We start from the raw sequence: 25,171 nt of genomic DNA on the forward strand, positions 1-25,171 counted from the left end.
AAACGCCGAAAAAGGGGCGGAAGCGGAGTGCGGGGCTCGTGGGGAGCCTTTACGGGACCACTGCGGGGCATGGGGGACACTGGTGGGGCTCGACCCCGTTCCGTGTCGCCGAGGAGCTGTTCCCCATGCCCCGCCTTGCCCTGTTCGCCATCGTCGTCTGCGTCCTGTCCGTGGCCGCGGCCGTGGTCGCCTTCGTGGAGGGCAGCTTCCTGGGGATCGTCTGGGTGCTGCTGGCCGGCCTCACGTCGAACATGGCCTGGTTCTACCTGCGCAAGGCGAAGGCCCAAAAGGCCGCCTCCGCACGCACCTCCTAGCAGCCGGCCGTCCCGGCTCAGCCCTCCCGCCTCAGCCCTGCCCGGTCGCGCAGAAGCCGTTCGCGTCCTGCCAGAAGCGGTAGAGGTCGCGGCCGCAGTAGGTCTCCAGGTCGGACACGCCCAGCGTGGACAGCAGGTTGCGCACCACGTCGAAGAAGAACTGGTTGACCTCCGGGATCCACAGCAGCGCGAAGACGGCGATCAGCCCGAACGGCGCCAGCGGCGCCACCTCGCGGCGGATCCGGTACGAGAGCCAGGGCTCGATGATCCCGTAGCCGTCCAGGCCGGGGACCGGCAGGAAGTTCAGGATCGCCGCCGAGACCTGGAGCAGCGCGAGGAAGGCGAGCGCGAAGCGGAACGCCATCGGGACCCCGTCGAGGGCGTTCAGCCAGAACGGCGCCGTGCACACGACGGCGAAGGCCACGTTGGTCAGCGGGCCCGCCGCGGAGATGAGGCTGTGCTTCCAGCGGCCCTGGATCCGGTCACGCTCGATGTAGACGGCGCCGCCGGGCAGGCCCAGCCCGCCCATGATCACGAAGATCACCGGGAGGACGATGCTGAGCAGCGCGTGCGTGTACTTCAGCGGGTTCAGCGTCAGGTAGCCCTTGGCCCCCACCGAGAGGTCGCCGCTGTGCAGGGCCGTGCGGGCGTGCGCGTACTCGTGCAGGCAGAGCGAGACGACCCAGGCCGAGGTGACGAAGAGGAACACGGCGAGCCCGGTGCTCGTCGAGTACCCCGTCCACACGGCCCAGCCGGTGACCGCCATGACGGCGAAGATGCCGAGGAATACGGAACTGATCTGCCGCTCGCCGCGGCTGCCCTGATGACCCATGCGGCGAAACCTACCCCGGGCACAGGGCCAAAAGGAGTACGGGGCCGGGGCCCGGTCCGGCGACAATGGGCCGATGCGTTACGCGATTCTCGGCACTGCCCAGGCCAGCCGCGACGACGGGAGCCCCGTCGCCGTCGGCGGAGCGCGCCTGCGGGCGCTGCTGACGGCGCTCGCGCTGCGTCCCGGGCGGGCCGTGCCGGTGCACCTGCTGGTGGAGCAGGTGTGGGACGGCGACCGGCCGGCGGATGCGCCGGCCGCCCTCCAGGCGCTGGTGGGCCGGCTGCGCAGGGCGCTGGGACACGGGGCGGTGCGCTCGGTGGAGGGCGGCTACCTGCTCGTCGCGGCGGCCGACGACGTCGACCTGTACCGCTTCGAGCGGCTCGCCCGGGCCGGCGCCGCGGCGCCGGACCCGGCCGAGGCGGCCGCACTGTACGACGAGGCGCTGGCGCTGTGGCGCGGACCGGCGCTGGCCGATCTGCCGGACGCGGCGGCCGACGCCGCCCGGTGGGAGGCCGTACGTCTGGACGCGCGCCGGGGCCGGCTCGCGACGGCCCTGGCGCTGGGCCAGGCCGAGCGGGCCCTCCCCGAGCTGACCGCCCTGTGCGGGGAGCGCCCGCTGGACGAGCCGCTCCAGGCGCTGCGGATCCGGGCCCTGCGCGATACGGGCCGCCCGGCGGAGGCCCTGGCCGCCTACGAAGCCGTCCGCCGGGACCTGGCCGCCCGCCTGGGCACGGACCCGGGCCCGGCCCTGCGCGACCTCCACAAGGAACTCCTGACCCCGGCTTCCGGCCCGGCTTCCGGCCCGGCTTCCGACCCGGCCGCGGGTCCGGCCGCCACGCCGGTCGGCCCGTGGGACGGCGGCTCCCCGCCGCCATCCGGTCCCGGGCGGGCAGCCCCGGCCCCGGTCCCGGACCCCGCCCCGGCACGGCCGGGGCCCGGGCAGGGGAACCTGCGGGTCCGGCTGACCAGCTTCGTCGGGCGCGAGGACGACATCCGGGTCATCGGCGAGGACCTCGGACGGGCCCGGCTCGTCACCCTGCTCGGGCCCGGCGGGGCCGGGAAGACCCGGCTGTCCCAGGAAGCCGCCGAGCACGCCGCCCGCGCCTGGCCCGACGGGGTGTGGTTCGTGGAGCTGGCTCCCGTGGACGACCCCGAGGACGTCGCCGAAGCCGCCCTGACCGCGCTCGGCGCGCGCGAGACCAAGCTGCGCGGCGGCGCCGCCGAAGAGCTGCGGGCGCTGACCGAGCGGGCCGGGGACGAGCCCCTCGAACGGCTCGCGGAACACTGTGCCCGCCGCCGGATGCTGCTGATCCTCGACAATTGCGAGCACGTCATCGGCGCCGCCGCCGGACTCGCCGAGGAACTCCTCGCCCGCTGCCCCGGCGTGCGGATCCTGGCCACCAGCCGCGAACCCCTCGGCGTACCGGGCGAGTTCCTGCGCCCGGTGGAGCCGCTGCCCGACCCCGTCGCGCTCCGGCTGCTGGGCGAGCGGGGGGCCGCCGCCCGGCCCGGCTTCCGCACCGAGGACGACCCCGCGGCCGCCGCCGAGATCTGCCGCCGCCTGGACGGGCTGCCGCTGGCCATCGAGCTGGCCGCGGCCCGGCTGCGGCTGCTCACCCCGCGCCAGATCGCCGACCGCCTCGACGACCGCTTCCGGCTCCTGACCGGCGGGGCCCGCACCCACCTGCCCCGCCAGCAGACCCTGCGCGCCGTCGTCGACTGGTCCTGGGACCTGCTCGACGCACCCGAACGGGCCGTGCTGCGCCGGCTGTCCGTCTTCGCCGGCGGCTGCGACCTCGCCGCCGCCGAAGCCGTCTGCGACGACCCCGGCACCCTCGACGTCCTCGGCTCCCTCGTCGACAAGTCCCTCGTCGTCGCGACCCCCGGCCCCGACGGCACCGGCATGCGCTACCGGCTCCTGGAGACCGTCGCCGAGTACGCCGCCGAGCGCCTCGCCGAGGCCGACGGGGACCGCGCAGCCGCCGAGCGCCGCCACCTCACGTACTACCGCGAACTCGCCCGCACCACCGAGCCGCTGCTGCGCGGCCGGAGCCAGCGGGAGGCCACGCGGCGGTTCGCCGCCGAGTACGAGAACCTCCGTACCGCCCTGCGCCGCGCCATCGCCGCCCGCGACAGCGACGAGGTGCTCTGCCTCGTCCACTCCCTCGCCTGGTACTGGTCGATGCACGACCTGCGCACCGAGTCCCGGCACTGGTCCGCCGCCGCCGCCGCGCTCGGCCCCGACCCCTTCCGCGCGCCCGTCGTCCCCGCCGAGCCGGTGTACGCACAGGTCGTGGACACGCCCCCGCCCTACAGCGGGGAACTGCTCGCCGAGGCCTGGCGCGGTATCCGGCTGATCCAGCTCGCCTCCCGCGACCAGACCAACGCGCACTGGGCCGATCCGGAGGTCCGGCAACAGGTCGAGGGGATCGTCGCCGCCTACCGGCCGGGCCTGCCGCAGACCTGCCGGAACCCGGGAGGCCTGTGGGTCTTCGCGGTGATCATCGCCGGGGAGTCGGAGCTGCTCCAGCAGGTCCTCGACGCCTCCGTGGACACCGCCCGGGAACTGGACTACCGCTGGGAGTTGGCCGCCGCCCTCCAGGTGCGGGCCAACTGGCTCGCCAACCGGGCCGCCTGGTCCGGGGACGCGGCCCGCGACGCGGACGAGAGCCACGCCCTCTTCGAGTCGCTGGGCGACGACTGGGGCTGCGCCGAGGCCCTGTCCGCCCGAGCCGAATCCCGCGAGAAGCGGGGCGAGTACGCGGCGGCCGCCGAGGACTTCCGGGCCGCGATCGAGCATGCCGAGCGGCTCGGTGCCATGTCCCAGGTCACGGTCCTGCGCGTGCGGATGGCCGGCACCCTCGTCGAGGACGGCGCGATCGCCGAGGCGGAGGAGATCCTCACCGCAATCCTGGGCACCCCCCTCACCTACGGCAACGAAGCACTGCCGGCCGCCCGGATGTTCCTGGCGAGCGTCTACGGCCGCACCGGGCGCATCCCCGAGGCACACCTGCAGCTCCGGACGCTGCGCGAGGAGTTCGCGTTCGGCGCCTTCGCCGTCTTCGACGGGTTCCTGCTCGGCATGATGGCCTGGCTGGACAACCAGGACGGCGCGTACGCCGACGCCCTCACCCACCTCCGGAAGGCCGCGGGGGTCGCCCAGGACCCCCTCGCCATCATGGTCGCCCCGCAGATGCCCGCCGTGTACCTGCTGACGGCGGCCCGCTCGCACGCCTGCCTCGGTGGCGGGCGCCGCGCGTACGACGCCGCGCGGCTGATCGGCGCGTACCGGGCCCTCCTGCCGGCCCAGCACTTCCCCGTCGGAACGGAACGCGAGGACGCGGCCCGCGCCGAGGAACTGGCGCGGGCCGCGCTCGGCGACGCCGGGTACGAGGCGGCGTACGCCGAAGGCGGCGGCCTCACCCTGGAGGAGGCCACCGCCCTCATCTGACCCGGCCCCCCGTGCGGGGCCCGTCCGGGACGCGATCCGGAACGGACCGACGTCCCGGATCAGGTCTTCTGGCGGAACTTGCGGACCGCGAGCGGCATGGTGACCGCCGTGATGGCGACGGACCAGATCAGGGTCACCGTCACCGGGTGGGCGACCGCGCCGCCGTTGATCAGGCCGCGGGCCGCGTCGGCCAGGTTGGACAGCGGGTTGTAGTCCGTGAAGGTCTGCAGCCAGCCCGGCATGGTCGACGGCGGGGCGAAGATCGAGCTGCCGAACTGCAGCGGCATCAGGACCAGCATCGCCATGCCCTGCACGGCCTGCGCGGTCTTCATGGTGAGACCGAGCAGGATGAAGATCCACATGAGCGAGGCGCCGAAGACGGCCGACAGGCCGATGGACAGCAGCAGGTCGACCACCGAGGTCTTGATCGACAAGCCGAGCATGAAGCCCACGGTGAGCAGGATCGCGATGGCGACCATCATCCGGCCGAGCTCGACGACGATCTTGGCGATCAGGACGGACGACCGGGCGATCGGCATGGACCGGAACCGGTCCATCACGCCCTTCTTGAAGTCGTCGTTGACGCCGGTGCCGACACCCATGGCGATGTTCATGCCCATCATGGCCATCAGGCCGGGGACGACGTAGTTGACGTACGCCTCCTGCTGGCCCTTGCCGGAGATCGCGCCGCCGAAGACGAACACGAACAGCAGCGTGAAGATGATCGGCATGAACAGGACGTCGAACATCGACTCGGGGTCCTGCTTGATCTGCAGGGCGTTGCGGCGCACGAGGGCGCCGATGTGCCGCAGGTTGGCCCGCAGGCCGATCCGGCCCTCGCCGGAGCGGCCGTCCACCGGGGCCGGAGCGGGCGCGGTGGGGGCGGGCTTCGTCGTGGTTACGGTGCTCATGCCGCGACCTCCTCGGTCTTCTCGGTGGGAACGGAGTCCTCGACGGAGGAGGGCCGCTGGCCCGTGATGGCCAGGAACACCTCGTCGAGGCTGGGCAGGTAGGTGCCGAGGTCGGCGATCGCGTACCCGCGGGCGGCCAGCAGGCCGACGACGGCGGTCAGCTGCTCGTCGCTCAGGATCGGGACCAGCAGCACGCCCTCGTCCGGGACGGCCTGCGAGCCGGCGACCCCGTCCAGCCCGGCCTCGGCCAGCGAACGGGCCATGCCCGGCAGGTCGGAGGAGGCGACGGGGCGGATCTTCAGCGTGCGGCCGCCGACGCGCGCCTTCAGCTCGTCGACCTTGCCGTTGGCGATGACCTTGCCCTTGTCGATGACCGTCAGCTCGTTCGCGAGCTGCTCGGCCTCCTCCATGTACTGGGTGGTGAGCAGGACGGTGGCCCCCTCGGCGACCATCCGCTGCACCTCGTCCCACACCTCGTTGCGGGTGCGGGGGTCGAGGCCGGTGGTCGGCTCGTCCAGGTAGAGCACGGCCGGGCGGCCGATCATCGAGGCGGCCAGGTCGAGCCGGCGGCGCATGCCGCCGGAGTAGTTCATCGCGGCCTTCTTGGCGGCGTCGGTGAGCGAGAAGCGCTCCAGCAGCTCGTCGGCGCGCGACCGGGCGTCCTTGCGGGACAGGTCGAGCAGCCGGCCGATCATGTAGAGGTTCTCCCAGCCGGAGAGCTTCTCGTCGACCGAGGCGTACTGGCCGGTGAGGCCTATGGTGCGGCGCAGCTGCCGCGGCTGGCGGACCACGTCGTAGCCGGCGACGGTCGCGGTCCCGGCGTCCGGGACGATCAGGGTGGAGAGGCAGCGTACGAGGGTGGTCTTGCCGGCGCCGTTGGGGCCGAGGACACCGAGGACCGTGCCCTCGCGGACATCCAGGTCGACCCCGTCCAGGGCCTTGGTCTCGCCGTAGTGCTTGACCAGCCCCCGCACCTCGACGGCGTGCGCGCCGTTCACGGGATTCTTGTCGTTTCGCGTCATGTCCACCATGGGACCATCCGCCACCGACAACGCACCGACAGCGGACCGACAGACGACCGACAGGCAGTCGACCAGCAGCCGACCGGCAACCGGAAGCCCGCCGGAAGCCCGCCGACGACGCGTCGCGGCGGGCTTCCGGTACGGGCCCGGCGGGTCAGTGGAAGCTGTGCTCGGCCTGCGGGAACGTCCCGCCGACCACGTCCTCGGCGAAGGCCTTCGCCGCGTCGCCCATGGTCGCGCGCAGGTTCGCGTACTGCTTCACGAACTTCGGCATCTTGCCGCCGGTCAGACCCATCATGTCGGTCCACACCAGCACCTGCGCGTCGCACTCCGCGCCGGCCCCGATGCCGACCGTCGGGATGTGCAGGGACCGGGTGACCTCGGCGGCCAGCTCGGCCGGGACCAGCTCCAGCACCACCGCGAACGCGCCCGCGTCCTGCGCCGCCTTGGCGTCGCGCAGCAGCTGGTGCGCGGCCTCGTCGCCGCGGCCCTGCACCCGGTAGCCCATGGCGTTCACGGACTGCGGGGTCAGGCCCAGGTGGGACATGACGGGGATGCCGGACTGCACGATCATCTCGGTCTGGTGCAGCGACCGCTCGCCGCCCTCCAGCTTCACGGCTCCGACGCCGGCCTCCTTCACGAGGCGGGTGGCACTGCGCAGCGCCTGCACGGCGCCTTCCTGGTACGAGCCGAACGGCAGGTCGCCGACGACCAGGGCCCGGCCGGTGCCCCGTACGACGGCGGCCGACAGCATGGTCATCTCGTCCATCGTCACGGGGACGGTGTTCTCGTAGCCGAGGTGGCAGTTGCCCATGGAGTCGCCGACGAGGATGACCGGGATTCCGGCCTCGTCGAAGACGGACGCGGTCATCGCGTCGTAGGCGGTGAGCATGGGCCACTTCTCGCCGCGCTCCTTGGCGAGGGTGAGGTCGCGGACGGTGATCCGCCGGGTGCCCGTGCCTCCGTACAGGGTGGGGGAGGAGGCTTCGCGGGCAGGCGAAACGGCATGCGTCATTGCAACTGCTCCTTGATGTCATCTCGAGGCGCCCTTACGGCGTCCCCGGACTCACCCACCATGGTGGCACCTGCCGGGGCCGTGGGGAAAGTGGTGAGAGGACCCGTACGTCACACTCCTGCCGCACGCGAGGAGCCCTCCCTGCACCCTCATGGCCTCCTCTTGGCCCTCTCATGGTCCCCTCCCCGGCGGTTCGGCGCGCGCGGGAGCCAATGTGCGCGTTTCGTGACAAGCGGAACCTCGGCCACACGGCCGTTCGTCCTCCCGGACGTACGGCCGGAAGAACGGCACGGAAGGCTCCGTCGATCGCCTAGGGTCAAGGTGCGGGGACGGAGCGCGAGCACGGCAGCGAGGGCAGTGGCATGGCACAGGCGTACATGACGGAGACGGGGAACGGCGGCTCGGAGCCCGAGCCCTCCGGATCCCGCCTCCGGCGCCGGCTGGCCGGGCTGCTCCGGGACCGGGGCATCTGGCGGCGCGGGATCGTGACCGCGGCACTGGCCGCCCTGATCTCGCTGATCATGATCTTCCACGCCGAGCTGCCGAACGACGTGGGCAACCTCGGCAGCCTCACCGAGACCTTCCTGCCCTGGCTGGGCCTGGCCGTGCCGCTCCTGCTCGCCGCCGCCGTCCTGCGCAAGTCCGCCACCGCGCTGATCGCGATACTGCTGACGGCGGTCGTGTGGGTGAACCTCTTCGGCAGCCTGGTCCTCGACAAGTCCGGTTCCGGCGGCAACCTGATGGTCGCCACCCACAACGTCGACGCCGACAATCCGGACCCGCAGGGCACCGCCGCCCAGATCGCCAAGTCCGGTGCCGACGTGCTCGCCCTGACCGAGCTCAAGGGCAGCGCCGTCCCCGTCTACGAGCAGGCCCTGGCGGGCACGTACAAGTACCACTCCGTCGAGGGCACGGTCGGTGTGTGGAGCAAGTACCCGCTGAGCTCCAGCGCGCCCGTCGACATCAAGATGGGCTGGACCCGCGCCATGCGCACCACCGTGGACAGCCCGTACGGCCGGATCGCCGTCTTCGCCGCCCACCTGCCCAGCGTCCGCGTCAAGCTCAACGCCGGCTTCACCGCCAACCAGCGCGACAACAGCGCCGCGGCCCTGGGCAACGCGCTCGCCGCCGAACCGCTGAAGAAGGTCATCCTGCTCGGCGACCTCAACGGCACCATGAACGACCGGTCCCTGTCCGACGTCACCTCGCAGATGCGCTCCACGCAGGGCGCGGCGGGCGACGGCTTCGGGTTCAGCTGGCCCGCCCAGTTCCCGATGGCCCGGATCGACCAGATCATGGTCCGCGGGATCAAGCCGGAGGCCTCCTGGACCCTGCCGCGCACCGGCAGCGACCACCTGCCCGTCGCCGCGCGGGTGACGGTGAAGCCGTAGCCCGTACGTCCGTACGGGTGAGCGAGGGGGCCTGGCGCCGCTCCGGCGGCGAGGCCCCCTCCCCCTCTCTCGCTTCTTTACGTCCGACCCCGGCGGCAGCGGCTACGCGTGCTCGCGCCAGCCGTTGGTGATGGGCAGCCGGCGGTCCTTGCCGAAGCCCTTCGCGGAGATCTTCGTGCCCGGCGGGTACTGGCGCCGCTTGTACTCGGCCGTGTCCACCATCCGCAGGGTCTTGGCGACCAGCGCGCGGTCGAAGCCGGCCTCGACGATCGCGTCGATGCCCTGGTCGCGGTCCACGTACAGCTCCAGGATCGCGTCGAGCACCGGGTAGTCCGGCAGCGAATCCGTGTCCACCTGGCCCGGGCGCAGCTCGGCGCTCGGCGGCTTCACGATGGAGTTCTCCGGGATCGGCGGGGTCTCGCCGCGCTCGGCGGCGGCCCGGTTGCGGTACCGCGCCAGCCGGAAGACGTCCGTCTTGTAGACGTCCTTGATCGGGCCGTACGCGCCCACCGAGTCGCCGTACAGGGTGGAGTAGCCGACGGCCAGCTCCGACTTGTTGCCCGGGGCCAGCACGATGTGGCCCTCCTGGTTCGAGACCGCCATCAGCATGGTGCCGCGCAGCCGGGACTGGAGGTTCTCCTCCGCCAGGCCGGTCAGGCCGAGCGAGCCCATGTACGCGTCGAACATCGGCTCGATCGGCACGGTCCGGAAGTTCAGGCCGGTCCGGTCGGCCAGGTCGGCGGCGTCGCCCTTGGAGTGGTCCGAGGAGTACTTCGAGGGCATCGAGATGCCGTACACGTTCTGCGCGCCGATGGCGTCGCAGGCGATGGCGGCGACGAGCGCGGAGTCGATGCCGCCGGAGAGCCCGATCAGGACGGAGCGGAACCCGTTCTTCCTGACGTACGCGCGCAGGCCCACGACCAGCGCGTCGTAGACCTCCTCGTCGTCGTCCAGGCGGTCGGCGTAACCGCCGGTGACCACGGGCTCGTACGGTTCCACCGGCTCCTCGGAGAGGATCACGCGGTCGATCCGCAGCCCGTCGTCGACGAGCCCCTCGGGGGCGTCGGCGCGGGCGGCCGGCAGGTCGAGGTCGACGAGGACGCAGCCCTCGGAGAACTGCGGGGCGCGGGCGATGACCTCGCCGTCGGCGTCGACGACGATCGAGTCCCCGTCGAAGACCAGATCGTCCTGGCCGCCGATCATCGCCAGGTAGGCGAGGGTGCAGCCGGCCTCCTTGGCCCGCTTCTGCACGAGTTCGAGGCGCAGGTCGTCCTTGTTGCGCTCGTACGGGGAGGCGTTGACGGAGATCAGCAGGCCGGCCCCGGCCGAGCGGGTGGCCGGGACCCGGCCGCCCTCCTGCCAGAGGTCCTCGCAGATGGCCAGGGCCACGTCGACGCCGCGCACCCGGATGACCGGCTGGGTGCCGCCCGGCACGAAGTACCGGAACTCGTCGAACACGCCGTAGTTGGGGAGGTGGTGTTTGGCGAAGCGGAGGACGACCTTCCCGCCGTGGAGCACGGCGGCCGCGTTCTCCGGGGACCCGGCCGGGCGGCCGAGCCGCGGGGCGGCCTGCTCCGTCCGGTCGAGGTAGCCGACGATGACCGGCAGTTCGCCGAAGCCCTCGGCCGCCAGCCGCTGCGCGAGCTCGCGCAGCGCGGTGCGGGAGGCCTCGACGAAGGAGGTGCGCAGGGCCAGGTCCTCCACGGGGTACCCGGTCAGCATCATCTCGGGGAACGCCACCAGGTGGGCGCCCTGCTCGGCGGAGTGCCGGGTCCAGTGGACGACCGAGTCGGCGTTGGCGGCGATGTTGCCGACCTGCGAGTCGATCTGATTCAGAGCGAGGCGAAGTTGAGGCACGGGCCCAGTGTAATCGTCTTTCTGACGCGATGTCCTGGGACCCGTGCCTCTTCTCAGCCGATCGAGCCGCTGAACTTCGCGCTGGGCAGCCGGATGCCGGGGGAGATGTCGGCCGAGAGCCGCTCGGTGCCCTCGGGGACCTCGTACGCCAGGATCCCGCTGGCGGACTCGCCCGGCAGGATGTCGCCCCTGATCAATTTCGGGACGTCGCCGCCGTCGAAGGCCAGTTTGGCGGTCATGCCCTTGTCGTCGCGGACGTTGGGCACCGCGTAGATGACGTTGTGGGTCTCGGTGGAGTCGTTGGTGATGGTGAGCGTGAACTCCACCGCGTTCTCGACCGTCGAGTACTTGTTCTTCGTGACGTACTTCTTCGGCTTCGAGAGGGTCACCTTGATGCCGTTGGGGTACGTGTACGTCTCACCGAACGCCAGCGGGGAAGTGATGCCGGGGACCTGCGAGGGCGTCGGCAGCGGCGTCGGGGAGTACTTCGGGACCGGCGGCAGGCTGTCGTCGATGTCGTCCGGGACCTCCCAGCCCTCCCTGAGCTTGGCGTCGGCCACGTTCGTGACGACGAGGCCGGTGAGGAAGAGGCCGCCGACCGTGGAGCCGAGGCCGAGCACGGCGAGGACCGTGCCGGTGACGGCCATCGACTTGCGGCCGGCGCCCTTCGAGGCGCGCACGAGGGCGCCGATGCCGATGCCGATGCCGATCACGGCGAGGAGGCCGCCCGCCCAGAAGATGAACGGGATGATGCCGATGACCACGGCGGCGATGCCGAGGATGAGCGCGGCGACCGCCAGGCCGTTCGTGGTGGCCTGCGGGGGCGTGCCCCACGGGTTGCCGGGGGCGGCGCCGGGGTGGGCGCCCCAGGTGCCCTGGGGCGGTACGGGAGGCACCGGCGCGCCGAACGAGGGGGCCGGGGGCACGGGCGCGAGCGGCGCGAAGCCCGCGGCGGGGGCCGCGGGGGCGGTGGCCTGCGGGGGCGCGGTCGCGGTCGCGGCCGCGGGCTCGGGCTGAGGCGCGGGCCGGGGTGCGGCGGCCGGGGTCTCGGCGGCCGGGGCGGGCTCCGGAGCGGGCTCCGGGGTCTTCCGGAGCGAGAGCGGCTGGGCCGGCTCGGGCGCGGAGGGCGTCTCCGAAGCCGGCTCCGGTATGGGCGTGCCCGCGGGCTCCGTCGGCGGACCGGACGGGCTGTCGGGCTGGTTCGGGGGCGTGCTCATACCTGGCGGGAGTCCTCACGGGGGTGGTGTGCGCGGAGATCGCCAAGCCTGCCATGCGCCCCGTACGGCTCCAAGGGGTTCGGCCCCCGGCCGGCGCCCGGCCCGCGGGCCGGGGGACCGGGGGCCGAACTCCCCGGCGGGGGGCTACCGCCGGTAGCCGAGCACCGTCATCATCCCGGCGTCCGCGTGGTACACGTTGTGGCAATGCACCATCCACAGCCCGGGGTTGTCGGCGTCGAAGTCCACCGACAGCTTCCCGCCGGGCAGGATCGGCGCGGTGTCCTTGCGCGCGCCGCCCGCGCCGCCGCCGAGGGCGAAGGTGTGCCCGTGCAGGTGCAGCGGGTGCCACATCGTTGTGGAGTTGTTGAACTCCAGCCGGACCCGCTCGCCCGCCGACACCGGGTGCCGCTGGTCCGGGGTGTACGGCTTGCCGTCGAAGGCCCAGTCGTACTTCGCCATCCCGCCGGTCAGTTCGATCGCGATCGTGCGGTCCGGCGTACGGGCCGCCAGCGCTGCGGACTCCGCCGCCCGCAGCCCCTGCGCCGTCAGCGGCTTCCCGGCCAGCTCGGCGGGCCGGGTCGCGGCCGTGGGGGCGGTGCCCGACCCCGTGCGCAGCAGGGCGAGCGCCGATGCCGAGCCGCCCTTGCCCTCGGGGAGCGCGGTCAGCGGGAACACCCCGTCCTGGGCGGTGACCAGTACGTCGTACCGCTCGCCCATGCCGAGCAGCAGGGAGCCGGCCTTCGCGTGCTCCACCGGGTAGCCGTCGGTGTGGGTGACCGTCAGTTCGTGCCCGCCGAGGGCGATCCGGAAGGCGGTGTCCCCGCCCGCGTTGACGATCCGCAGCCGGATCCGCTCGCCGGGCTTGGCGGTGAAGACCGAGGGGTCCTGCGCCGTCCGGCCGTTGACAAGGTAGTACGGGTAGGCGACGTCGCCCGGGTCCTTGCCGAGGACGTCGCTCTCCCCGCCCATGAGCAGCCGCGAGGGCGCGCCGTCGGCGGCCGGCGGCTGCGTGGCTCCGCCGCCGTGGCCCGCGTGGCCGCCGCCCGCCCTCGGGTCCATGCCCTTGCGGAGTTCGGCGAGGACCGCGTCCGGGGTGGAGCCGTCCACTCCGTCGAGCCAGTCGTCCAGGACCACCACCCACTCCTTGTCGTAGGACAGGGGCTCCTTCGGGTCCTCGACGATGAGCGGCGCGTACAGGCCGCGGTCCTGCTGGACCCCCGAGTGCGGGTGGAACCAGTACGTCCCCGGGTGCGGGACGGCGAAGCGGTACGTGAAGGACCCGCCCGGCGCGATGTCCCGCTGGGTCAGGCCCGGGACCCCGTCCATGTCGTTGCGCAGGGCGAGGCCGTGCCAGTGCAGGGAGGTGGCCTGCGGGAGGTTGTTGGCCAGGGTCAGGGCGAGGGTGCCGCCCGCGGTGACCCGGACCTCCTGGCCGGGCAGCCGGTCCCCGTACGCCCAGGAGCGGACGGTGAGCCCGCCGCCGAGGTCGAGCGGGGTGGCGGTGGCGGTCAGCTTGACCTCGGAGACCGGTCCGGTGGCCTTGCGGGCGGCCTCGGCGGCCCGCACCTCGGGCCCGGCGGGGTCCACGTAGCCGCCCGGCGAGGCGGCGGGGGAGGGGCCGCCGTGGTTCATGGAGCCGTGGTCCATCGAGCCGTGGTCCGCGCCGGAGCCGGTGTCGGAGCAGGCGGCGAGCAGCCCCGAACCGGCGAGGGCCGCGGTGGCGCCGAGTACGGCGCGGCGGGTGGGAAGAGAGCGCATGGAAGCACCTCGTGGTGTGTCGTACGAGCGGAGGGACGCCGTCTGCTGCCGCCGCCGGGCCCTGTGCGCGGGCGTGCGGGGGCGGCAGCGGGCCCGCCGCTATACGCGCAGTACCGCCAGCCGGGTGAGGAGTTCGCGGGGTGAGGGCGGGTCGGGTCCGCCGGACCGGCCCGGCGCGCGGGCCGCGCCCCCGAGCGGCGCGGCGTCGCGGAGGCCGGCCGGTCCGGCGCCCAGGATCAGCAGGGTGAGCCCGCCGAGCACGGCCAGGCAGACCGACATGGGGTCCATGCCGGAGCCGGGGAGCGGTGCCCCGGCGGCGGGGGCCCGCTCGCCCTGCGCGTGCTGCTCGGCCCGTACGGCCGCGTGGCCGGGGGCCTGTACGGCCGTGTGGTCCGGGGCCTGGTCTGCGGCCATGTGGTCCGGGGTGTGGTCCGCCGCACGCGCGGCCGAGGCAACGCCGACGGGCGCGGCCGCGTCCTCCATGGTGTGGGACCGACTCGGATGGCCCAGGGTGTGCATGGTGACGATGCCCAGGAGCAGCGCAGCGAGCAGCAGCAGCCGGGGCCACCGGGCGGCTCGCTGTGCGGTGCGCTGGGCAGGGCGCGTCATGGGCGGAACCCTACCCCGGGTGGGTATCTGATCGTAGGACCGGGTCCGCCGTGTTGAGGATGATGCGCAGTATGTCCACACCTCCCGAAAAGGGACTGTCCGCCAGGAGACCGTGGCCGGTCGCCCTGCTCATCGGCCTGGGCGCCGCCGCGTACACCGCCTGGGTGCTCGAGGTCGTCCTGTCGACCGGGCTGAACCCCATCGAGACGTACGTCAGCGAGCTCGCCGCCCAGGACCAGCCGCTCGGCGGACTGTTCCGGGCCACCGACTTCACCGCCGGCCTGCTCGCCTTCGCGGGCGGTCTGCTGGGGCTCGTCCGGCTGCTGCGGGACGGCGGATCCCGGCTCCCCTGGTCGGTCGTCGGCTGGGCCGGCGTCACCCTCTTCGGCGCGGCCACCGCCGCCGACGCCTGGCTCCCGCTCAGCTGCACGCCCACCGTGGACCCCGTGTGCGCCGCCCGGGAGACCGCCGGCCTGGTCCCGGCCACCCACCAGGCGCACGCCGTCAGCAGCAGCCTCGCCATGACCGGCGCCCTCGTCGGGATAGTCGCCCTCACCTTCGCCGCCCGCCGCTACCGCCGCCTCGCCCCGCTCGCCCGCCGGGGACCCGTCCTGGTGGTGCTGGAGCTGCTGGCCACCGTCTGGACCCTGTCCGCGATCGCGCTGTTCACCGCCGGCCGCGGGACCTGGGCGCTCGGCGCGGGGCAGCGGCTGCAGGTGCTGTTCGTGGCGCTCTGGCTGGGCCTGCTCGCGTACTCCGTCCACAAGGAGGGGCGCACATGACGACCGGCCGTTTCGTACGGGTGGACGGGGTCGCGCTGCACGTCGTCGTCGAGGGGAGCGGGCCGCCCGTGGTGCTGAGCGCCGGGCTCGCGATGGCCTGGTTCGACTGGGACCGGGTCGCCGCGCTGCTCGTCGCGCAGGGCCGTACCGTGGTCCGCTTCGACCGCCCCGGGCACGGGCTGAGCGGCCCCGCCACCGACCCGCCGACCGCCGCCGGGGAGGCCCGCCGGATCGCCGGGCTGCTGGACGCGCTCGGCCTGGCCGGCCCCGTCACCCTCGTCGGGCACTCCATCGCCGGATTCCACGCCGAGGCCTTCGCCCGCCTCCACCCCGAGCGCACGGCCGCCCTGGTCCTGGTCGACACCAGCATCGAGGAGGACCCCCGTACGGCGGTGCCCGCCGGGCTGCGCACCGGCGCCGCCCGCCTGCTCGGCGGGGCCCTGACCGCGGCCGGGCTGCCCGCCGCGCTGGGGCCGCTCGCACGGCGCGCCACCGTACGGGCCTCCCGCACCGGCGGCCCCGACCCGGCCGCGCGGGACCTCGTACGCCGCGTCTACCGCACCGGCCGGGTCTGGCGGGGCGCCCTGCTGGAGAACGCCCGCTACCCCGACACCGCCGCCGAAGTGCTCGCGCTGCGCACCGGGCGCCCGACGGGCGTGCCCGTCACCGTCCTCGCGGGGTACGACGGCTCGGCGGGGCGCGGGGCGCTGCGGTGGCTCGTACGCCAGGCGGAGCTGGCCGTCCGGCTCGGCGCCCGCTTCGAGGTCGCCGAACCGGCGGGGCACCTGGTCATGCTGGACCGCCCGGACCGGGTGGCGCGGGCGGTCCTGGACGCGGATCAGCGCCGGGCGTAGACCTTCTCCACGAAGCCCGCCAACTGCTCCTCGGAGAGGTGCTGGGCCAGATCGGCCTCGCTGATCATGCCGACGAGCTTCTTGTTCCTGATCACCGGCAGCCGCTTGATCTGGTGGCTCTCCATCTCCTCCAGCACGTCGGTGACGTCCGCGCCCGCGTCGATCCAGCGCGGGGTGCCCTGGGCCATGTCACCGCAGGTGACCTTGGCCGGGTCGTGCCCCTTGGCCACGCAGTTCACGACGATGTCGCGGTCGGTGAGGATGCCGCACAGCCGCTCGTCGGCGTCGCTGATGGGCAGGGCGCCCACGTTGAGCCGGGCCATCAGCTGGGCGGCCCGGTCGAGGGTCTCGGTCGCCGGGATCCACTGGGCCCCGGGGTGCATGATGTCTGCGGCGGTGGTCATCGCTGAAACCTCCCTGAGCACGCCTTTCACGGCCGGTCGCGGATGCGCTCGGCCGCGGCGCTCCCCACGCGCCGGAGCACACGCCCGTACGGGTGGGAGGACGCCTCCCCCCACCGTACGAGCGTGTTCCGTCACCCGCGCGGCGCAGCCCCGCGCTGTTTCAGCATGTCCGCCATGAGGGTGAGCTCCGACTGCTGCGCCTCGACCATGCCCCGGGCCAGCGCCCGCTCGGCGGGGGTCTCGCACTGCGTCGCGCAGCCCTGGGCCATCGCGACGCCGCCCTTGTGGTGGTCGGTCATCAGCTGGAGGTAGAGCACCTCGGCGTCCCGGCCCTCGGCGGCGCCGAGCTGCGCGAGCTCCTCCTTGGTGGCCATGCCGGGCATGAGCGCGCCGGGCTTGGCGGCGACCCCGCCCATGTCGTGGCCGGCCGCTTCGTGGCCGCCCGTGTCGTGCCCGCTCGCCTCGTGCCCGCTCGCCTCGTGGCCGCCCGTGTCGTGCCCGGCGTGGCCGCCGTGCCCGTCCGCCGTCCCCATCCAGGACATCGGCGGCTCGTCGGCCACCACCTTCGGCAGTCCCCACAGGTCCAGCCAGCCGAGCAGCATGCCCCGCTGGTTGGCCTGGGTGTTGGCGATGTCGTAGGCGAGGGAGCGCACCGGCTCGTCCTTCGTGCGGTCCCGCACGATGAACGACATCTCCACCGCCTGCTGGTGGTGGACGGCCATGTCCCGGGCGAAGCCCGCGTCCGGCGAGTAGAGGCCGGGCGCGCGGGCGGACGTACGGGAGCCGTCGCCGTCGCCGCCGCTCGCGGAGGCGACCGTGGCCGCCACCGCGAACAGCAGCGCGAGCAGGACGGCCGTCCCGGCCGCCCAGTACGTACGGGTCACTTCTCGGCCAGACCGTTGGTGCAGGCCGCGCCCGGCTCGGGGGTCTGCGGGCCCTGCACGTACTTGGTGAAGAACTGGGCGACGCGGGGGTCGTCCGCCTTGTCCACCGTCAGCTGCTTGCCCCAGGCGCTCAGCATGATCGCGCCGGCCTGCTCCTTGTCCGGGCTCATCAGCGTGTACGGGGTCTTGGCCACCTTGCCGGCGAGCGCGTCGACGTCGCCCTTGGCGGCCTTCTCGCTGTACGTCACCCACACCGCGCCGTGCTCCAGCGAGTGCACGGCGTTGACCTCGGGGATCGCGTTCTTGTAGACGTCGCCGTTGCAGTTCATCCAGCGCGGGCTGTGGTCGCCGCCGACCGGCGGGTTCATCGGGTACTTCACCGGGGTCTCGACGTGGTTGCGGCCCAGCGTCTTCGCGTCCCAGGTCTGCTCGCCGTTCACCGGGGCCTTGGCGGCCGCCACGGCGGCGTCCTCCTTCTCCTTCTTGTCGATCAGCACCCACGCGCCGAACCCGACGAGCGCGGCGACGACGGCCACGGAGGCGGTGATCGCGATGGCCTTGTTGCGCCGGTCGCGGGACTGCTCGGCGCGGCGCATCTCGGCTATGCGCGCCTGGCGGGAGTTGTTGTCGGGAGAGGTCCTGCTGGCCATGTGCCCTGAATCCTTCTGCTGAGGGGGGTGGAGGGATGGATCCGGTGGAGCGCGGTACGGCGCCCGGACCCGTCAGGTCCGCAGCACTTGGAGGGCATGGAGGTCGGGGGCGCGGGCGAGCGTCCCGTGCGGCCGGGCCGGCCCGCCGCCGGCAGCGGGCCGGGCGGGGTCCGGGGCGGAGCCCGGCACGGTCACGGCGGGCGGCGGGGCGGGCAGCACGCCGGGGGCCACGTGCGAGAAGGGGGAGCAGCCGGGCGACTCGTCGGGGGCCGCGCAGACGGCGCGCGCCGCGGTCGCCGGGGCCGCGGCGGTGACCGCCGCCCCGGCCGCCGCCCCGGCGTGCGGCTCGCCCGGCCGTACGCACAGGAACAGCGCTCCGAACAGCACCGACAGGGCGACGACGATGACGGCACGCCGACGTGCGCGGCGCCCGATGCGCCCGCGTCGTGTGTGCTCCCCGCCCCCCATGGGCGCAGATGGTAATGCTCATGACGGCCCCGAGGTCAGTGCGGGGGTGCCACGAGCTTTCAAGGGTGCGTAATGTGGCGGAAACCGCGGCTGGCGATACTGGGCCCGCCCGACCGTGCCCCCACCCCTCGGGGGAGTGGTGCACAGGCCGTCTGAACTGCGAGGATGAAGGCATGGACAAGCAGCAGGAATTCGTCCTCCGGACGCTCGAGGAGCGCGACATCCGGTTCGTGCGCCTGTGGTTCACCGACGTACTGGGCTTCCTGAAGTCCGTCGCGGTCGCCCCCGCCGAGCTGGAGCAGGCCTTCGACGAGGGCATCGGCTTCGACGGCTCGGCCATCGAGGGCTTCGCCCGGGTCTACGAGTCCGACATGATCGCCAAGCCGGACCCCAGCACGTTCCAGATACTGCCGTGGCGCGCCGAGGCCCCCGGGACCGCCCGGATGTTCTGCGACATCCTGATGCCGGACGGCTCCCCCTCCTTCGCGGACCCGCGCTTCGTGCTCAAGCGCATCCTGAACAAGACCTCCGACCTGGGCTTCACCTTCTACACCCACCCGGAGATCGAGTTCTTCCTGCTGAAGGACAAGCCGCTGGACGGGACCCGCCCGGTGCCGGCGGACAACTCCGGCTATTTCGACCACACCCCGCAGAACGTCGGCATGGACTTCCGCCGCCAGGCGATCACCATGCTCGAATCCATGGGCATCTCGGTCGAGTTCAGCCACCACGAGGGCGCCCCGGGCCAGCAGGAGATCGACCTCCGCTACGCCGACGCCCTCTCCACGGCCGACAACATCATGACCTTCCGCCTGGTGATGAAGCAGGTGGCCCTGGAGCAGGGCGTCCAGGCCACGTTCATGCCGAAGCCCTTCTCGGAGTACCCGGGCTCGGGCATGCACACCCACCTCTCCCTCTTCGAGGGCGACCGCAACGCCTTCTACGAGTCGGGCGCCGAGTACCAGCTCTCGAAGGTCGGCCGCTCGTTCATCGCGGGCCTGCTCCGCCATGCGGCGGAAACGGCGGCGGTGACGAACCAGTGGGTGAACTCCTACAAGCGCATCTGGGGCGGCTCCTCCCGCACCGCCGGCTCGGGCGGCGAGGCCCCCTCGTACATCTGCTGGGGCCACAACAACCGCTCGGCCCTGATCCGCGTCCCGATGTACAAGCCGGGCAAGACGGGCTCCTCGCGCGTCGAGGTCCGCTCGATCGACTCGGGCGCCAACCCGTACCTGACGTACGCCGTCCTCCTCGCGGCCGGCCTCAAGGGCATCGAGGAGGGCTACGAACTCCCGGCGGGCGCCGACGACGACGTCTGGGCCCTCTCCGACGCCGAACGCCGCGCGATGGGCATCGAACCCCTCCCCCAGAACCTCGGCGAGGCCATCTCCCTGATGGAACGCAGCGAACTGGTGGCCGAAACCCTGGGCGAGCACGTCTTCGACTTCTTCCTGCGCAACAAGAAGCAGGAGTGGGAGGAGTACCGCTCGGAGGTCACCGCCTTCGAACTCCGCAAGAACCTCCCGGTCCTCTAACCACAGCTCAAAGCGTTTTCGAGGTGTGCAGGACACTCCGGGCCGGTGGTCGCTGACCACCGGCCCGGAGTCGTCTCATTCCCCCTGGGTCGTAGGTGAGCCGTCGGCCGCAGAATCCGAGCTCTCGTACACCTCGTCCACGGCCTTCGGTCTGCCCCTCGCTGCTCGGCATGAGGAGCCCTACCGGCCGTCGACTCCAATCCTCACCGACATGCCTCCGGCAAGGGCGCTCCGACTCCGGGGTGCGGGGCCCGTCGTGCACCGATTCGATGTAGCCGTTGAGTGGCCATGGGTCGAGATCGATCCGCAGTCTCAATTCAGGTGGAAAGGCCAGAGGGCCTTTGTGGTGTTGCTCGACTCCCCAGACTGGACCACGATTCTGTTCAAAACCGACCCTGAGTCGTGGACCGGGTCGCACCTTAATAGATGGATAGTGGCGGTATTGCCACCCTCAAGCCGGCATCACGCAATTTCTGCTGCCAGCGCACCTCTATCTCTGCGCGGCTACGCCGGATCTCTCCCCACCCCTCGATGGAATCCGGCAATTCCTCCCCTCTGGCCCACGCCCCCAACAGCATCCGGGTCTCGCTTCTGGCAAGGAAACCCACCTCTGCAGGTGAGTACTCGCCCACGTCGCCTACTGAGGCAAGATCCAGGAAATGACAGATCTCGGCGACGCGTTGACGAAGCTCGCCATTGAGAAGGAAGGACTGCTCGAACGCCAAGACCGTGACTATCTTGGTGATGCTCAGAACGGTATCTTCCGTGGGCTGATTCACGAGCCCGATGGGGCTCTCAAGGTAGGCGGAGAGGATGCTTTCCGCGGCGCGCATCTCTCTGGCCCCCTTGTCCTTCCTGTCTTCGTCTTCAATGGCCTGGCGTCGGGCCATCTCGGCGTCCTCCAAGTTTTGTTGGCGGGTTATTTTCGCTTGGCGGCGAGCCCCTATTCGCCCTATAGCGTCACCGCTCAAGCCGATTAGTCCGCCGATGAGGACGGCGACAACTGTCCCCCATTCCATATTCCCTCCCCGTTTTAGAAACGCTCCTGCAAGGACGCCTGTCGGTATCGAGCTTTGCAGGCGCGGACCGGTGCAGCCCGCGGCCTAAGTGGCGGGCAGCCTCCGACTAAACGTCCCCACGCACAAGAGTCAACATGCATCATCGTCAGCAACAGCCTCGGGCCGCTTCTGCCCCTCCGAGGCCTTGGCAGGGCCGGTCTGACCGTTGCTGACCGGTCCGGCTAGAGCTACGGATCAGGTGTTGCTGCTGGCGTCCAGTTCTGCCTTCCGCCGACGCGAGTAGCCCTGGAGGTCCTGCTTGATTGCCATGACTTCCTCGACCGGGATGCGGATGGGCTCGCAGTGCTGTGCGTCGCACGAGCGGGGGTACGTGCCGTCAATGAGTGACACGCCGCTGAGGAGGACCCAGCCGTCGTCGTCGATCTCCGTGCAGAGCACCGGGTGGAAGGAGCAGTCCTCGTAGATGTCCCCTACTCGGATCCCGGCCGGGTTTCGGGGGTCGACGTCCTTGGTCATGACCCTCAACCTGCCACACGCGGGTGGACGAAGGCTCCGGAGATTGGAGCAGCATCCATCTCCATAGAGCTAGGGCCAGGCTGATGGTTGGGAAGGGGGGGTGGAGTCGGAGCTGCACGAGGACGCGGAGCCCGCAGGCTCGGCGCACTCTTCTGAGCCACCCCCCATGGCCGCGTCGTACCGTTGTGCGGTGCCAGGCCGGCCCAACGTCGGGAAGGCTAGCCCGGGGCACTGACAGTGAGCCGTACCCCCCGCGTGCCGGAACGAGAGGGCTTCTGTGGGGAGCCTCGGGGAATGACACTCAAGCGGACGGGGGGCGGCGGGAGCCTCGACGGAGATGAGGGGGCTACATGGCCGACTATGCCGCTCACGCGCACAGGGCCCAGGACCCGCTGGACGCAAGTGAGAAATGGGCGAAGGGACGGCTCGGTGCCGATCAGCTCATAGCGAGCGCTCAGGTTGAGGCCCTGCTGGCACTTGCCGCAGCTGTCTCGCGCCGAGATGACAGCGCGGTTATATCGTCGATCAGCTGAAGTAGCTGCTTCCGCCGGCCGCGGCCCTACGTGGACGCGGGGCGCCAGAAGCCGGCCTTGTACTCGCTTGACCAGCAGAGACGCATGAGACGCAGGGGGCCTCCGGATCCGCGTGCTGCTCAGCTGGTGGTGTCGGGCGAAAGCACCGTGGATGAGGCGGCGTGATCCGCGCAGGCGGCCCACCAGCTGTCGCCGGTGGTGCCGGTGACCAGCACGCTCCAAACCGCGGGGTGGGGGCATGGAGCCGCCCAGGTGCACCCGCCCTGTGCGGAAGCCGTGCCGACCCTGTGGTTGTCGGCTGCCCACGGGTGCTTCTCTCGGAGTTCCATGGTGGACATTGAAGCGGAGGTGCGTACGGCCTTGTCGCCGAACGAGCTGATTCACCCGGGCCGTCCCTGGGCCTTCGGAGGGGTGGCCGGGTGTGGCAGGCGACCGCCAACGACGGCCTCTCCGAGGCTGGTTGGGGGTGGGTGGAGCGGGGTTTGGCTGGGTGGGCCGAGTGGGGCATGACCTCCTGTGCAACAAGAAACAGGAGCGGAAGGGGTACCGGAGCGAGGTCACCGCCTTCGAGCTGCGGAAGAACCTGCCGGTGCTGTAACCCGGGCTCAGCGCCCCTTCGGGGTGTGCACGGGGCTTCGGGCCGGTGGTCGGTGACCGCCGGCCCGGAGTCGTGTCACCGGTCAGGCGGGCTGCTGGCGCCCGGGGGTCTTTCGGGTTTTGACGCCGGTGGCTACGAGGGCCAGGCCTGCGGCGGCTATGGCCAGGTAGGCGGGGGACGGGAGGTCGGCGATCTTGTGCAGCCAGCCCCACTCCGTGCCGAAGAAGGTCTGCGAGGCGAAGCTGACGAGCCCCTGGGCCCCTATGACGTAGCCGATGCTCTCGACGGTGTATCCGATGGTTGTTCGCACGGATCAACCCTCTCGCGGCGGTGCCGCGAGAGCGTCCACCGCAGGGCTGAGAGCGCGGTAGGCCGAAGGATGCAGTCACGCGCGGCGGGTTACCTCGGGGGGACCGCCCGGTGCCAGGGGGTGCGGGGCGGTTGGGGTTGGGTGGGGGGCGCGGTGGTCGTGACGTGGAGTTCGGCGTCCAGGCCCAGGACCGCCGTCGTCGTGGCGCCCGCCGGTTCCAGGACGCCGGCCGGGGCGCCCGCGTAGAGCATCTGCGACTCCGTCCACGCCGGCGGCCCGCCGAGGCCCGTCGTGCCGACCGCGCCCGTGTCCGCGCGGCCCGACAGGAGGCGGCCCGCGACGCCGACCGCGCCGTAGCCCGCCCGGCCGCCGGCCTCCGAGACGCTGGAGACCTGCGGCTTGCCGGCGCCCGCCGTCACCAGGGCCGTACGGACGACCCCCGAGTCGGGGCGCCGGAAGTAGAGCCGGACGCCCGCGCCCTCCGGAGCCGCCGACAGCGGGACCGTGGTGGCGGGCAGGCCCGTCGGGAACGGCCCCTGGAGCGGGGCGCCCGGGTCGGGCTGGACCCAGGCCAGGACGGACTTGGTGGTGGTGAGGTACACCTGGCGGCGCCCCGACGCGTCGACCGCCGTCACCGGGTCGCTCTGCAGGTCCTCGCCGCCCAGGTGCTGCCAAGGGCCGAAGACGCCGTCCGGCTGCTGCTCGCGGGCGCGCAGCGTGCGGCGGGAGTCGCGGACGTAGACGGTCAGCCGGCCGTCCGGGGCCACGGCCGCCGCGGGCGCGCTGATCGAGGAGGTGCCCTCCTCGTCGGCGCCCTCGGGGGTGCCGATCGACTGCCACGGCCCGAACGGGCCGTCGGGCGCGGACTGGACGGCGTAGACGATCTCGCGCCGGTAGTCCGACGGCCCGGGGCCCAGGACCGTACGGGTGGCGAGGACCGCGACGCGGCCGTCGGGGAGGCGGGCGCTGCCCGCGCCCGGGTCGATGCCCGTGCCGGGGAGCAGTACCGGACCGGTCCAGGCGGCGCCCGGACCGCCGCCGCCCGGCCGGGTCCAGACCGCCATCTGCCCGTCCAGGGCGGCGAAGGCGTAGAGCCGGCCGCCGGCGCCCGCCGCCAGCCAGGAGGTGTTGTCGGCGCGGGCGTAGCGCAGCGACTGGGCCCAGTTGCGGCCGGTGGGGCTGCTCGCGACCTTGCGGTCGCCGCAACCGGAGGGGCTGCCGCAGTAGTTCTGGTGGTCGAGCCAGGCGTACGTCTTGAGGAAGCCGATCTTCGTCTCGGCCGTCTGCGGGTCCAGCGCGTGCGGGAGGGTGCCGTTGTGGTAGCCGAGGTAGTTCTGCACCGAGAACCGCGGCCGGTCCGCGACCTGGGCGGCGTACGCGGCGGTGGCGGCCTGCACGAAGCGCGCGCCGTACATGTGGTCCTGGTGGTCGGTGTACTTGCCGGTGTCGTGGTAGCGGCCCGGCGTCGGGTCCTGCATGCGTATCGTCGTCGGCTTGTACAGCGCGAGCAGCCCGGCTATCGACTGGACCACCTGGTCCTTGGTGTACGTGGACTGCTGCCTGACCGGGGTTCCGGAGGTCAACTGGGCGCCCAGCGCGGGTATCTTGCCGTTCCACAGCCCGCGCAGGCTGTCCGGGTTCTCCGCGGTGGGGTTGCGGGCCTCGCGCATCTGCAGCCAGACCAGGTTGACCTGCGGCCGGGCTATGAGGACGTCGAGCTCGGCCTGGCCGCCGCCCGCGGTGGGTATGACCGTGCGCTTCCAGGCGCTGGTGCGGTCGCCGGTGACCATCTGGGCGTACGCGCAGCGGATGCCGTTCTGCCGGGCCTCGGCGTAGTGGGCGCGGTCGGCGGGCTGCTCGGGGTCCTTGGCGCCGGCCCCGTTGGCCTCGTTGCGGCCGTCGGCCTCGCCGGAGGTCAGGTAGACGCTGGTGAGCTGGAGGCCGGCGGCGAGCGAGCGGCTGAGGTCCGGGTTCATGAAGAACAGGTCGTCGTCGGGGTGGGCGACGACCTGGACGACCGATCCGGAGGTGGTGCTCGCGGTCAGCGCGACGTCCTGGTTCCGCTCCGGGGTGGCGGTGGCCTCCGCCGAAGTCTGCTGGCCGGTCGCGACGGCGAGCACGCCGGTGGCGCCGACGGTGAGCACGGGAAGGAGGGCAGCGAGGAGGAAGCGGCGACGGGCAATCGGCATCGGTCACGCCTTGGGTCGTTCCGGGCGGGAAGAACGGCACTGAAGAACCGCG

22 protein-coding genes and 1 pseudogene are annotated in these 25,171 nt (G+C 72.4%); 7 read left to right on the plus strand and 16 right to left on the minus strand.

Annotated features, from left to right (window positions below):
* Positions 1 to 125: 125 nt before the first annotated feature.
* Positions 126 to 314 (plus strand): hypothetical protein, encoded by a 189-nt coding sequence (locus ACFYZS_RS22480; protein ID WP_389015337.1) that lies wholly within the window; start codon positions 126 to 128, stop codon positions 312 to 314.
* A 31-nt stretch (positions 315 to 345) separates the two neighbouring features.
* Here ACFYZS_RS22480 and ACFYZS_RS22485 read toward each other — a convergent pair whose 3' ends face one another.
* A complete protein-coding gene (locus tag ACFYZS_RS22485) occupies positions 346 to 1,146 on the minus strand; it encodes a site-2 protease family protein (protein ID WP_389015340.1) in 801 nt (266 codons plus the stop codon).
* 73 nt (positions 1,147 to 1,219) lie between these two features.
* Between ACFYZS_RS22485 and ACFYZS_RS22490 the strand changes: the two genes are divergently transcribed.
* A complete protein-coding gene (locus ACFYZS_RS22490; RefSeq protein WP_389015342.1) occupies positions 1,220 to 4,597 on the plus strand; it encodes a BTAD domain-containing putative transcriptional regulator in 3,378 nt (1,125 codons plus the stop codon).
* Between the two features lie 59 nt (positions 4,598 to 4,656).
* On the opposite strand, the gene ACFYZS_RS22495 is transcribed toward ACFYZS_RS22490, so the two are convergent.
* The 3 genes from ACFYZS_RS22495 to panB form a co-directional block, all read right to left on the minus strand.
* Positions 4,657 to 5,508: an ABC transporter permease gene (locus tag ACFYZS_RS22495; RefSeq protein WP_389015345.1), complete on the minus strand. Its 852-nt coding sequence runs from the start codon at positions 5,506 to 5,508 to the stop codon at positions 4,657 to 4,659.
* Entirely contained in the window at positions 5,505 to 6,539 is a 1,035-nt protein-coding gene (locus tag ACFYZS_RS22500; RefSeq protein WP_389015348.1) for an ATP-binding cassette domain-containing protein, read from the minus strand. The genes ACFYZS_RS22495 and ACFYZS_RS22500 overlap by 4 nt, the downstream gene beginning before the upstream one ends.
* A 145-nt stretch (positions 6,540 to 6,684) precedes the next feature.
* Positions 6,685 to 7,545, minus strand: coding sequence for a 3-methyl-2-oxobutanoate hydroxymethyltransferase (panB, locus tag ACFYZS_RS22505; protein ID WP_327131832.1), 861 nt, complete (start codon positions 7,543 to 7,545; stop codon positions 6,685 to 6,687).
* 362 nt (positions 7,546 to 7,907) lie between these two features.
* On the opposite strand from panB, the gene ACFYZS_RS22510 reads away from it, so the two are divergent.
* Positions 7,908 to 8,936 (plus strand): endonuclease/exonuclease/phosphatase family protein, encoded by a 1,029-nt coding sequence (locus ACFYZS_RS22510; RefSeq protein ID WP_389015352.1) that lies wholly within the window; start codon positions 7,908 to 7,910, stop codon positions 8,934 to 8,936.
* A gap of 102 nt (positions 8,937 to 9,038) precedes the next feature.
* Here ACFYZS_RS22510 and ACFYZS_RS22515 read toward each other — a convergent pair whose 3' ends face one another.
* The 4 genes from ACFYZS_RS22515 to ACFYZS_RS22530 form a co-directional block, all read right to left on the minus strand.
* Positions 9,039 to 10,793, minus strand: coding sequence for an NAD+ synthase (locus tag ACFYZS_RS22515; RefSeq protein WP_389015355.1), 1,755 nt, complete (start codon positions 10,791 to 10,793; stop codon positions 9,039 to 9,041).
* A 53-nt stretch (positions 10,794 to 10,846) separates the two neighbouring features.
* The gene (locus ACFYZS_RS22520; RefSeq protein ID WP_389015358.1) at positions 10,847 to 12,010 is read right to left on the minus strand and encodes a hypothetical protein; all 1,164 of its coding nucleotides are present in this window, start codon (positions 12,008 to 12,010) and stop codon (positions 10,847 to 10,849) included.
* A 144-nt stretch (positions 12,011 to 12,154) separates the two neighbouring features.
* Positions 12,155 to 13,768, minus strand: a complete 1,614-nt coding sequence (locus ACFYZS_RS22525; RefSeq protein WP_389015360.1) for a multicopper oxidase family protein — start codon at positions 13,766 to 13,768, stop codon at positions 12,155 to 12,157.
* A gap of 99 nt (positions 13,769 to 13,867) precedes the next feature.
* On the minus strand, positions 13,868 to 14,377 hold the full coding sequence (locus ACFYZS_RS22530; RefSeq protein ID WP_389015363.1) for a hypothetical protein: 510 nt from the start codon (positions 14,375 to 14,377) through the stop codon (positions 13,868 to 13,870).
* Between the two features lie 71 nt (positions 14,378 to 14,448).
* Between ACFYZS_RS22530 and ACFYZS_RS22535 the strand changes: the two genes are divergently transcribed.
* Both ACFYZS_RS22535 and ACFYZS_RS22540 read left to right on the plus strand, forming a co-directional pair.
* Positions 14,449 to 15,159: a DUF998 domain-containing protein gene (locus ACFYZS_RS22535; RefSeq protein WP_389015366.1), complete on the plus strand. Its 711-nt coding sequence runs from the start codon at positions 14,449 to 14,451 to the stop codon at positions 15,157 to 15,159.
* A complete protein-coding gene (locus tag ACFYZS_RS22540) occupies positions 15,156 to 16,013 on the plus strand; it encodes an alpha/beta fold hydrolase (RefSeq protein WP_389015369.1) in 858 nt (285 codons plus the stop codon). The genes ACFYZS_RS22535 and ACFYZS_RS22540 overlap by 4 nt, the downstream gene beginning before the upstream one ends.
* Here the strand turns inward: ACFYZS_RS22540 and ACFYZS_RS22545 are convergent.
* The 4 genes from ACFYZS_RS22545 to ACFYZS_RS22560 all read right to left on the minus strand — a co-directional run bounded on the left by ACFYZS_RS22545 (position 15,998) and on the right by ACFYZS_RS22560 (position 18,419).
* Entirely contained in the window at positions 15,998 to 16,417 is a 420-nt protein-coding gene (locus ACFYZS_RS22545; protein ID WP_389015372.1) for a CBS domain-containing protein, read from the minus strand. The genes ACFYZS_RS22540 and ACFYZS_RS22545 overlap by 16 nt on opposite strands.
* A gap of 131 nt (positions 16,418 to 16,548) precedes the next feature.
* Positions 16,549 to 17,301 (minus strand): DUF305 domain-containing protein, encoded by a 753-nt coding sequence (locus ACFYZS_RS22550; RefSeq protein ID WP_389015374.1) that lies wholly within the window; start codon positions 17,299 to 17,301, stop codon positions 16,549 to 16,551.
* On the minus strand, positions 17,298 to 17,951 hold the full coding sequence (locus ACFYZS_RS22555; protein ID WP_389015377.1) for a DUF3105 domain-containing protein: 654 nt from the start codon (positions 17,949 to 17,951) through the stop codon (positions 17,298 to 17,300). Before ACFYZS_RS22555 ends, ACFYZS_RS22550 begins: the two co-directional genes overlap by 4 nt.
* A 72-nt stretch (positions 17,952 to 18,023) precedes the next feature.
* Entirely contained in the window at positions 18,024 to 18,419 is a 396-nt protein-coding gene (locus ACFYZS_RS22560; RefSeq protein ID WP_389015380.1) for a hypothetical protein, read from the minus strand.
* A 173-nt stretch (positions 18,420 to 18,592) separates the two neighbouring features.
* On the opposite strand from ACFYZS_RS22560, the gene ACFYZS_RS22565 reads away from it, so the two are divergent.
* Positions 18,593 to 19,954, plus strand: a complete 1,362-nt coding sequence (locus tag ACFYZS_RS22565) for a glutamine synthetase family protein (RefSeq protein ID WP_030156261.1) — start codon at positions 18,593 to 18,595, stop codon at positions 19,952 to 19,954.
* A gap of 419 nt (positions 19,955 to 20,373) precedes the next feature.
* Here ACFYZS_RS22565 and ACFYZS_RS22570 read toward each other — a convergent pair whose 3' ends face one another.
* Both ACFYZS_RS22570 and ACFYZS_RS22575 read right to left on the minus strand, forming a co-directional pair.
* Complete coding sequence (locus ACFYZS_RS22570) at positions 20,374 to 20,859, minus strand: hypothetical protein (RefSeq protein WP_389015383.1); 486 nt, start codon at positions 20,857 to 20,859, stop codon at positions 20,374 to 20,376.
* 348 nt (positions 20,860 to 21,207) lie between these two features.
* Positions 21,208 to 21,489 (minus strand): hypothetical protein, encoded by a 282-nt coding sequence (locus ACFYZS_RS22575; RefSeq protein ID WP_389015386.1) that lies wholly within the window; start codon positions 21,487 to 21,489, stop codon positions 21,208 to 21,210.
* A gap of 1,047 nt (positions 21,490 to 22,536) precedes the next feature.
* Here ACFYZS_RS22575 and ACFYZS_RS22580 point away from each other — a divergent pair.
* Positions 22,537 to 22,620: pseudogene (locus tag ACFYZS_RS22580) on the plus strand (glutamine synthetase); the annotation flags it as partial.
* 82 nt (positions 22,621 to 22,702) lie between these two features.
* Here ACFYZS_RS22580 and ACFYZS_RS22585 read toward each other — a convergent pair.
* Both ACFYZS_RS22585 and ACFYZS_RS22590 read right to left on the minus strand, forming a co-directional pair.
* Complete coding sequence (locus ACFYZS_RS22585; protein WP_389015388.1) at positions 22,703 to 22,930, minus strand: hypothetical protein; 228 nt, start codon at positions 22,928 to 22,930, stop codon at positions 22,703 to 22,705.
* A gap of 89 nt (positions 22,931 to 23,019) precedes the next feature.
* Entirely contained in the window at positions 23,020 to 25,119 is a 2,100-nt protein-coding gene (locus ACFYZS_RS22590) for a PIG-L family deacetylase (RefSeq protein ID WP_389015391.1), read from the minus strand.
* Positions 25,120 to 25,171 lie beyond the last annotated feature (52 nt).

The organism is Streptomyces sp. NPDC001903 (assembly GCF_042891345.1).
In the GTDB taxonomy this organism is placed as follows: Bacteria; Actinomycetota; Actinomycetes; order Streptomycetales; family Streptomycetaceae; genus Streptomyces.

Bases quoted from the DNA above. Each gene is read 5' to 3' on its own strand.
- panB (WP_327131832.1), bottom strand. From the start codon at position 7,545: ATGACGCATGCCGTTTCGCCTGCCCGCGAAGCCTCCTCCCCCACCCTG.
- ACFYZS_RS22590 (WP_389015391.1), bottom strand. From the start codon at position 25,119: ATGCCGATTGCCCGTCGCCGCTTCCTCCTCGCTGCCCTCCTTCCCGTG.
- ACFYZS_RS22525 (WP_389015360.1), bottom strand. From the start codon at position 13,768: ATGCGCTCTCTTCCCACCCGCCGCGCCGTACTCGGCGCCACCGCGGCC.
- ACFYZS_RS22530 (WP_389015363.1), bottom strand. From the start codon at position 14,377: ATGACGCGCCCTGCCCAGCGCACCGCACAGCGAGCCGCCCGGTGGCCC.
- ACFYZS_RS22480 (WP_389015337.1), top strand. From the start codon at position 126: ATGCCCCGCCTTGCCCTGTTCGCCATCGTCGTCTGCGTCCTGTCCGTG.
- ACFYZS_RS22485 (WP_389015340.1), bottom strand. From the start codon at position 1,146: ATGGGTCATCAGGGCAGCCGCGGCGAGCGGCAGATCAGTTCCGTATTC.
- ACFYZS_RS22540 (WP_389015369.1), top strand. From the start codon at position 15,156: ATGACGACCGGCCGTTTCGTACGGGTGGACGGGGTCGCGCTGCACGTC.
- ACFYZS_RS22560 (WP_389015380.1), bottom strand. From the start codon at position 18,419: ATGGGGGGCGGGGAGCACACACGACGCGGGCGCATCGGGCGCCGCGCA.
- ACFYZS_RS22490 (WP_389015342.1), top strand. From the start codon at position 1,220: ATGCGTTACGCGATTCTCGGCACTGCCCAGGCCAGCCGCGACGACGGG.
- ACFYZS_RS22510 (WP_389015352.1), top strand. From the start codon at position 7,908: ATGGCACAGGCGTACATGACGGAGACGGGGAACGGCGGCTCGGAGCCC.
- ACFYZS_RS22500 (WP_389015348.1), bottom strand. From the start codon at position 6,539: ATGGTGGACATGACGCGAAACGACAAGAATCCCGTGAACGGCGCGCAC.
- ACFYZS_RS22495 (WP_389015345.1), bottom strand. From the start codon at position 5,508: ATGAGCACCGTAACCACGACGAAGCCCGCCCCCACCGCGCCCGCTCCG.
- ACFYZS_RS22555 (WP_389015377.1), bottom strand. From the start codon at position 17,951: ATGGCCAGCAGGACCTCTCCCGACAACAACTCCCGCCAGGCGCGCATA.
- ACFYZS_RS22545 (WP_389015372.1), bottom strand. From the start codon at position 16,417: ATGACCACCGCCGCAGACATCATGCACCCCGGGGCCCAGTGGATCCCG.
- ACFYZS_RS22575 (WP_389015386.1), bottom strand. From the start codon at position 21,489: ATGACCAAGGACGTCGACCCCCGAAACCCGGCCGGGATCCGAGTAGGG.
- ACFYZS_RS22535 (WP_389015366.1), top strand. From the start codon at position 14,449: ATGTCCACACCTCCCGAAAAGGGACTGTCCGCCAGGAGACCGTGGCCG.
- ACFYZS_RS22520 (WP_389015358.1), bottom strand. From the start codon at position 12,010: ATGAGCACGCCCCCGAACCAGCCCGACAGCCCGTCCGGTCCGCCGACG.
- ACFYZS_RS22565 (WP_030156261.1), top strand. From the start codon at position 18,593: ATGGACAAGCAGCAGGAATTCGTCCTCCGGACGCTCGAGGAGCGCGAC.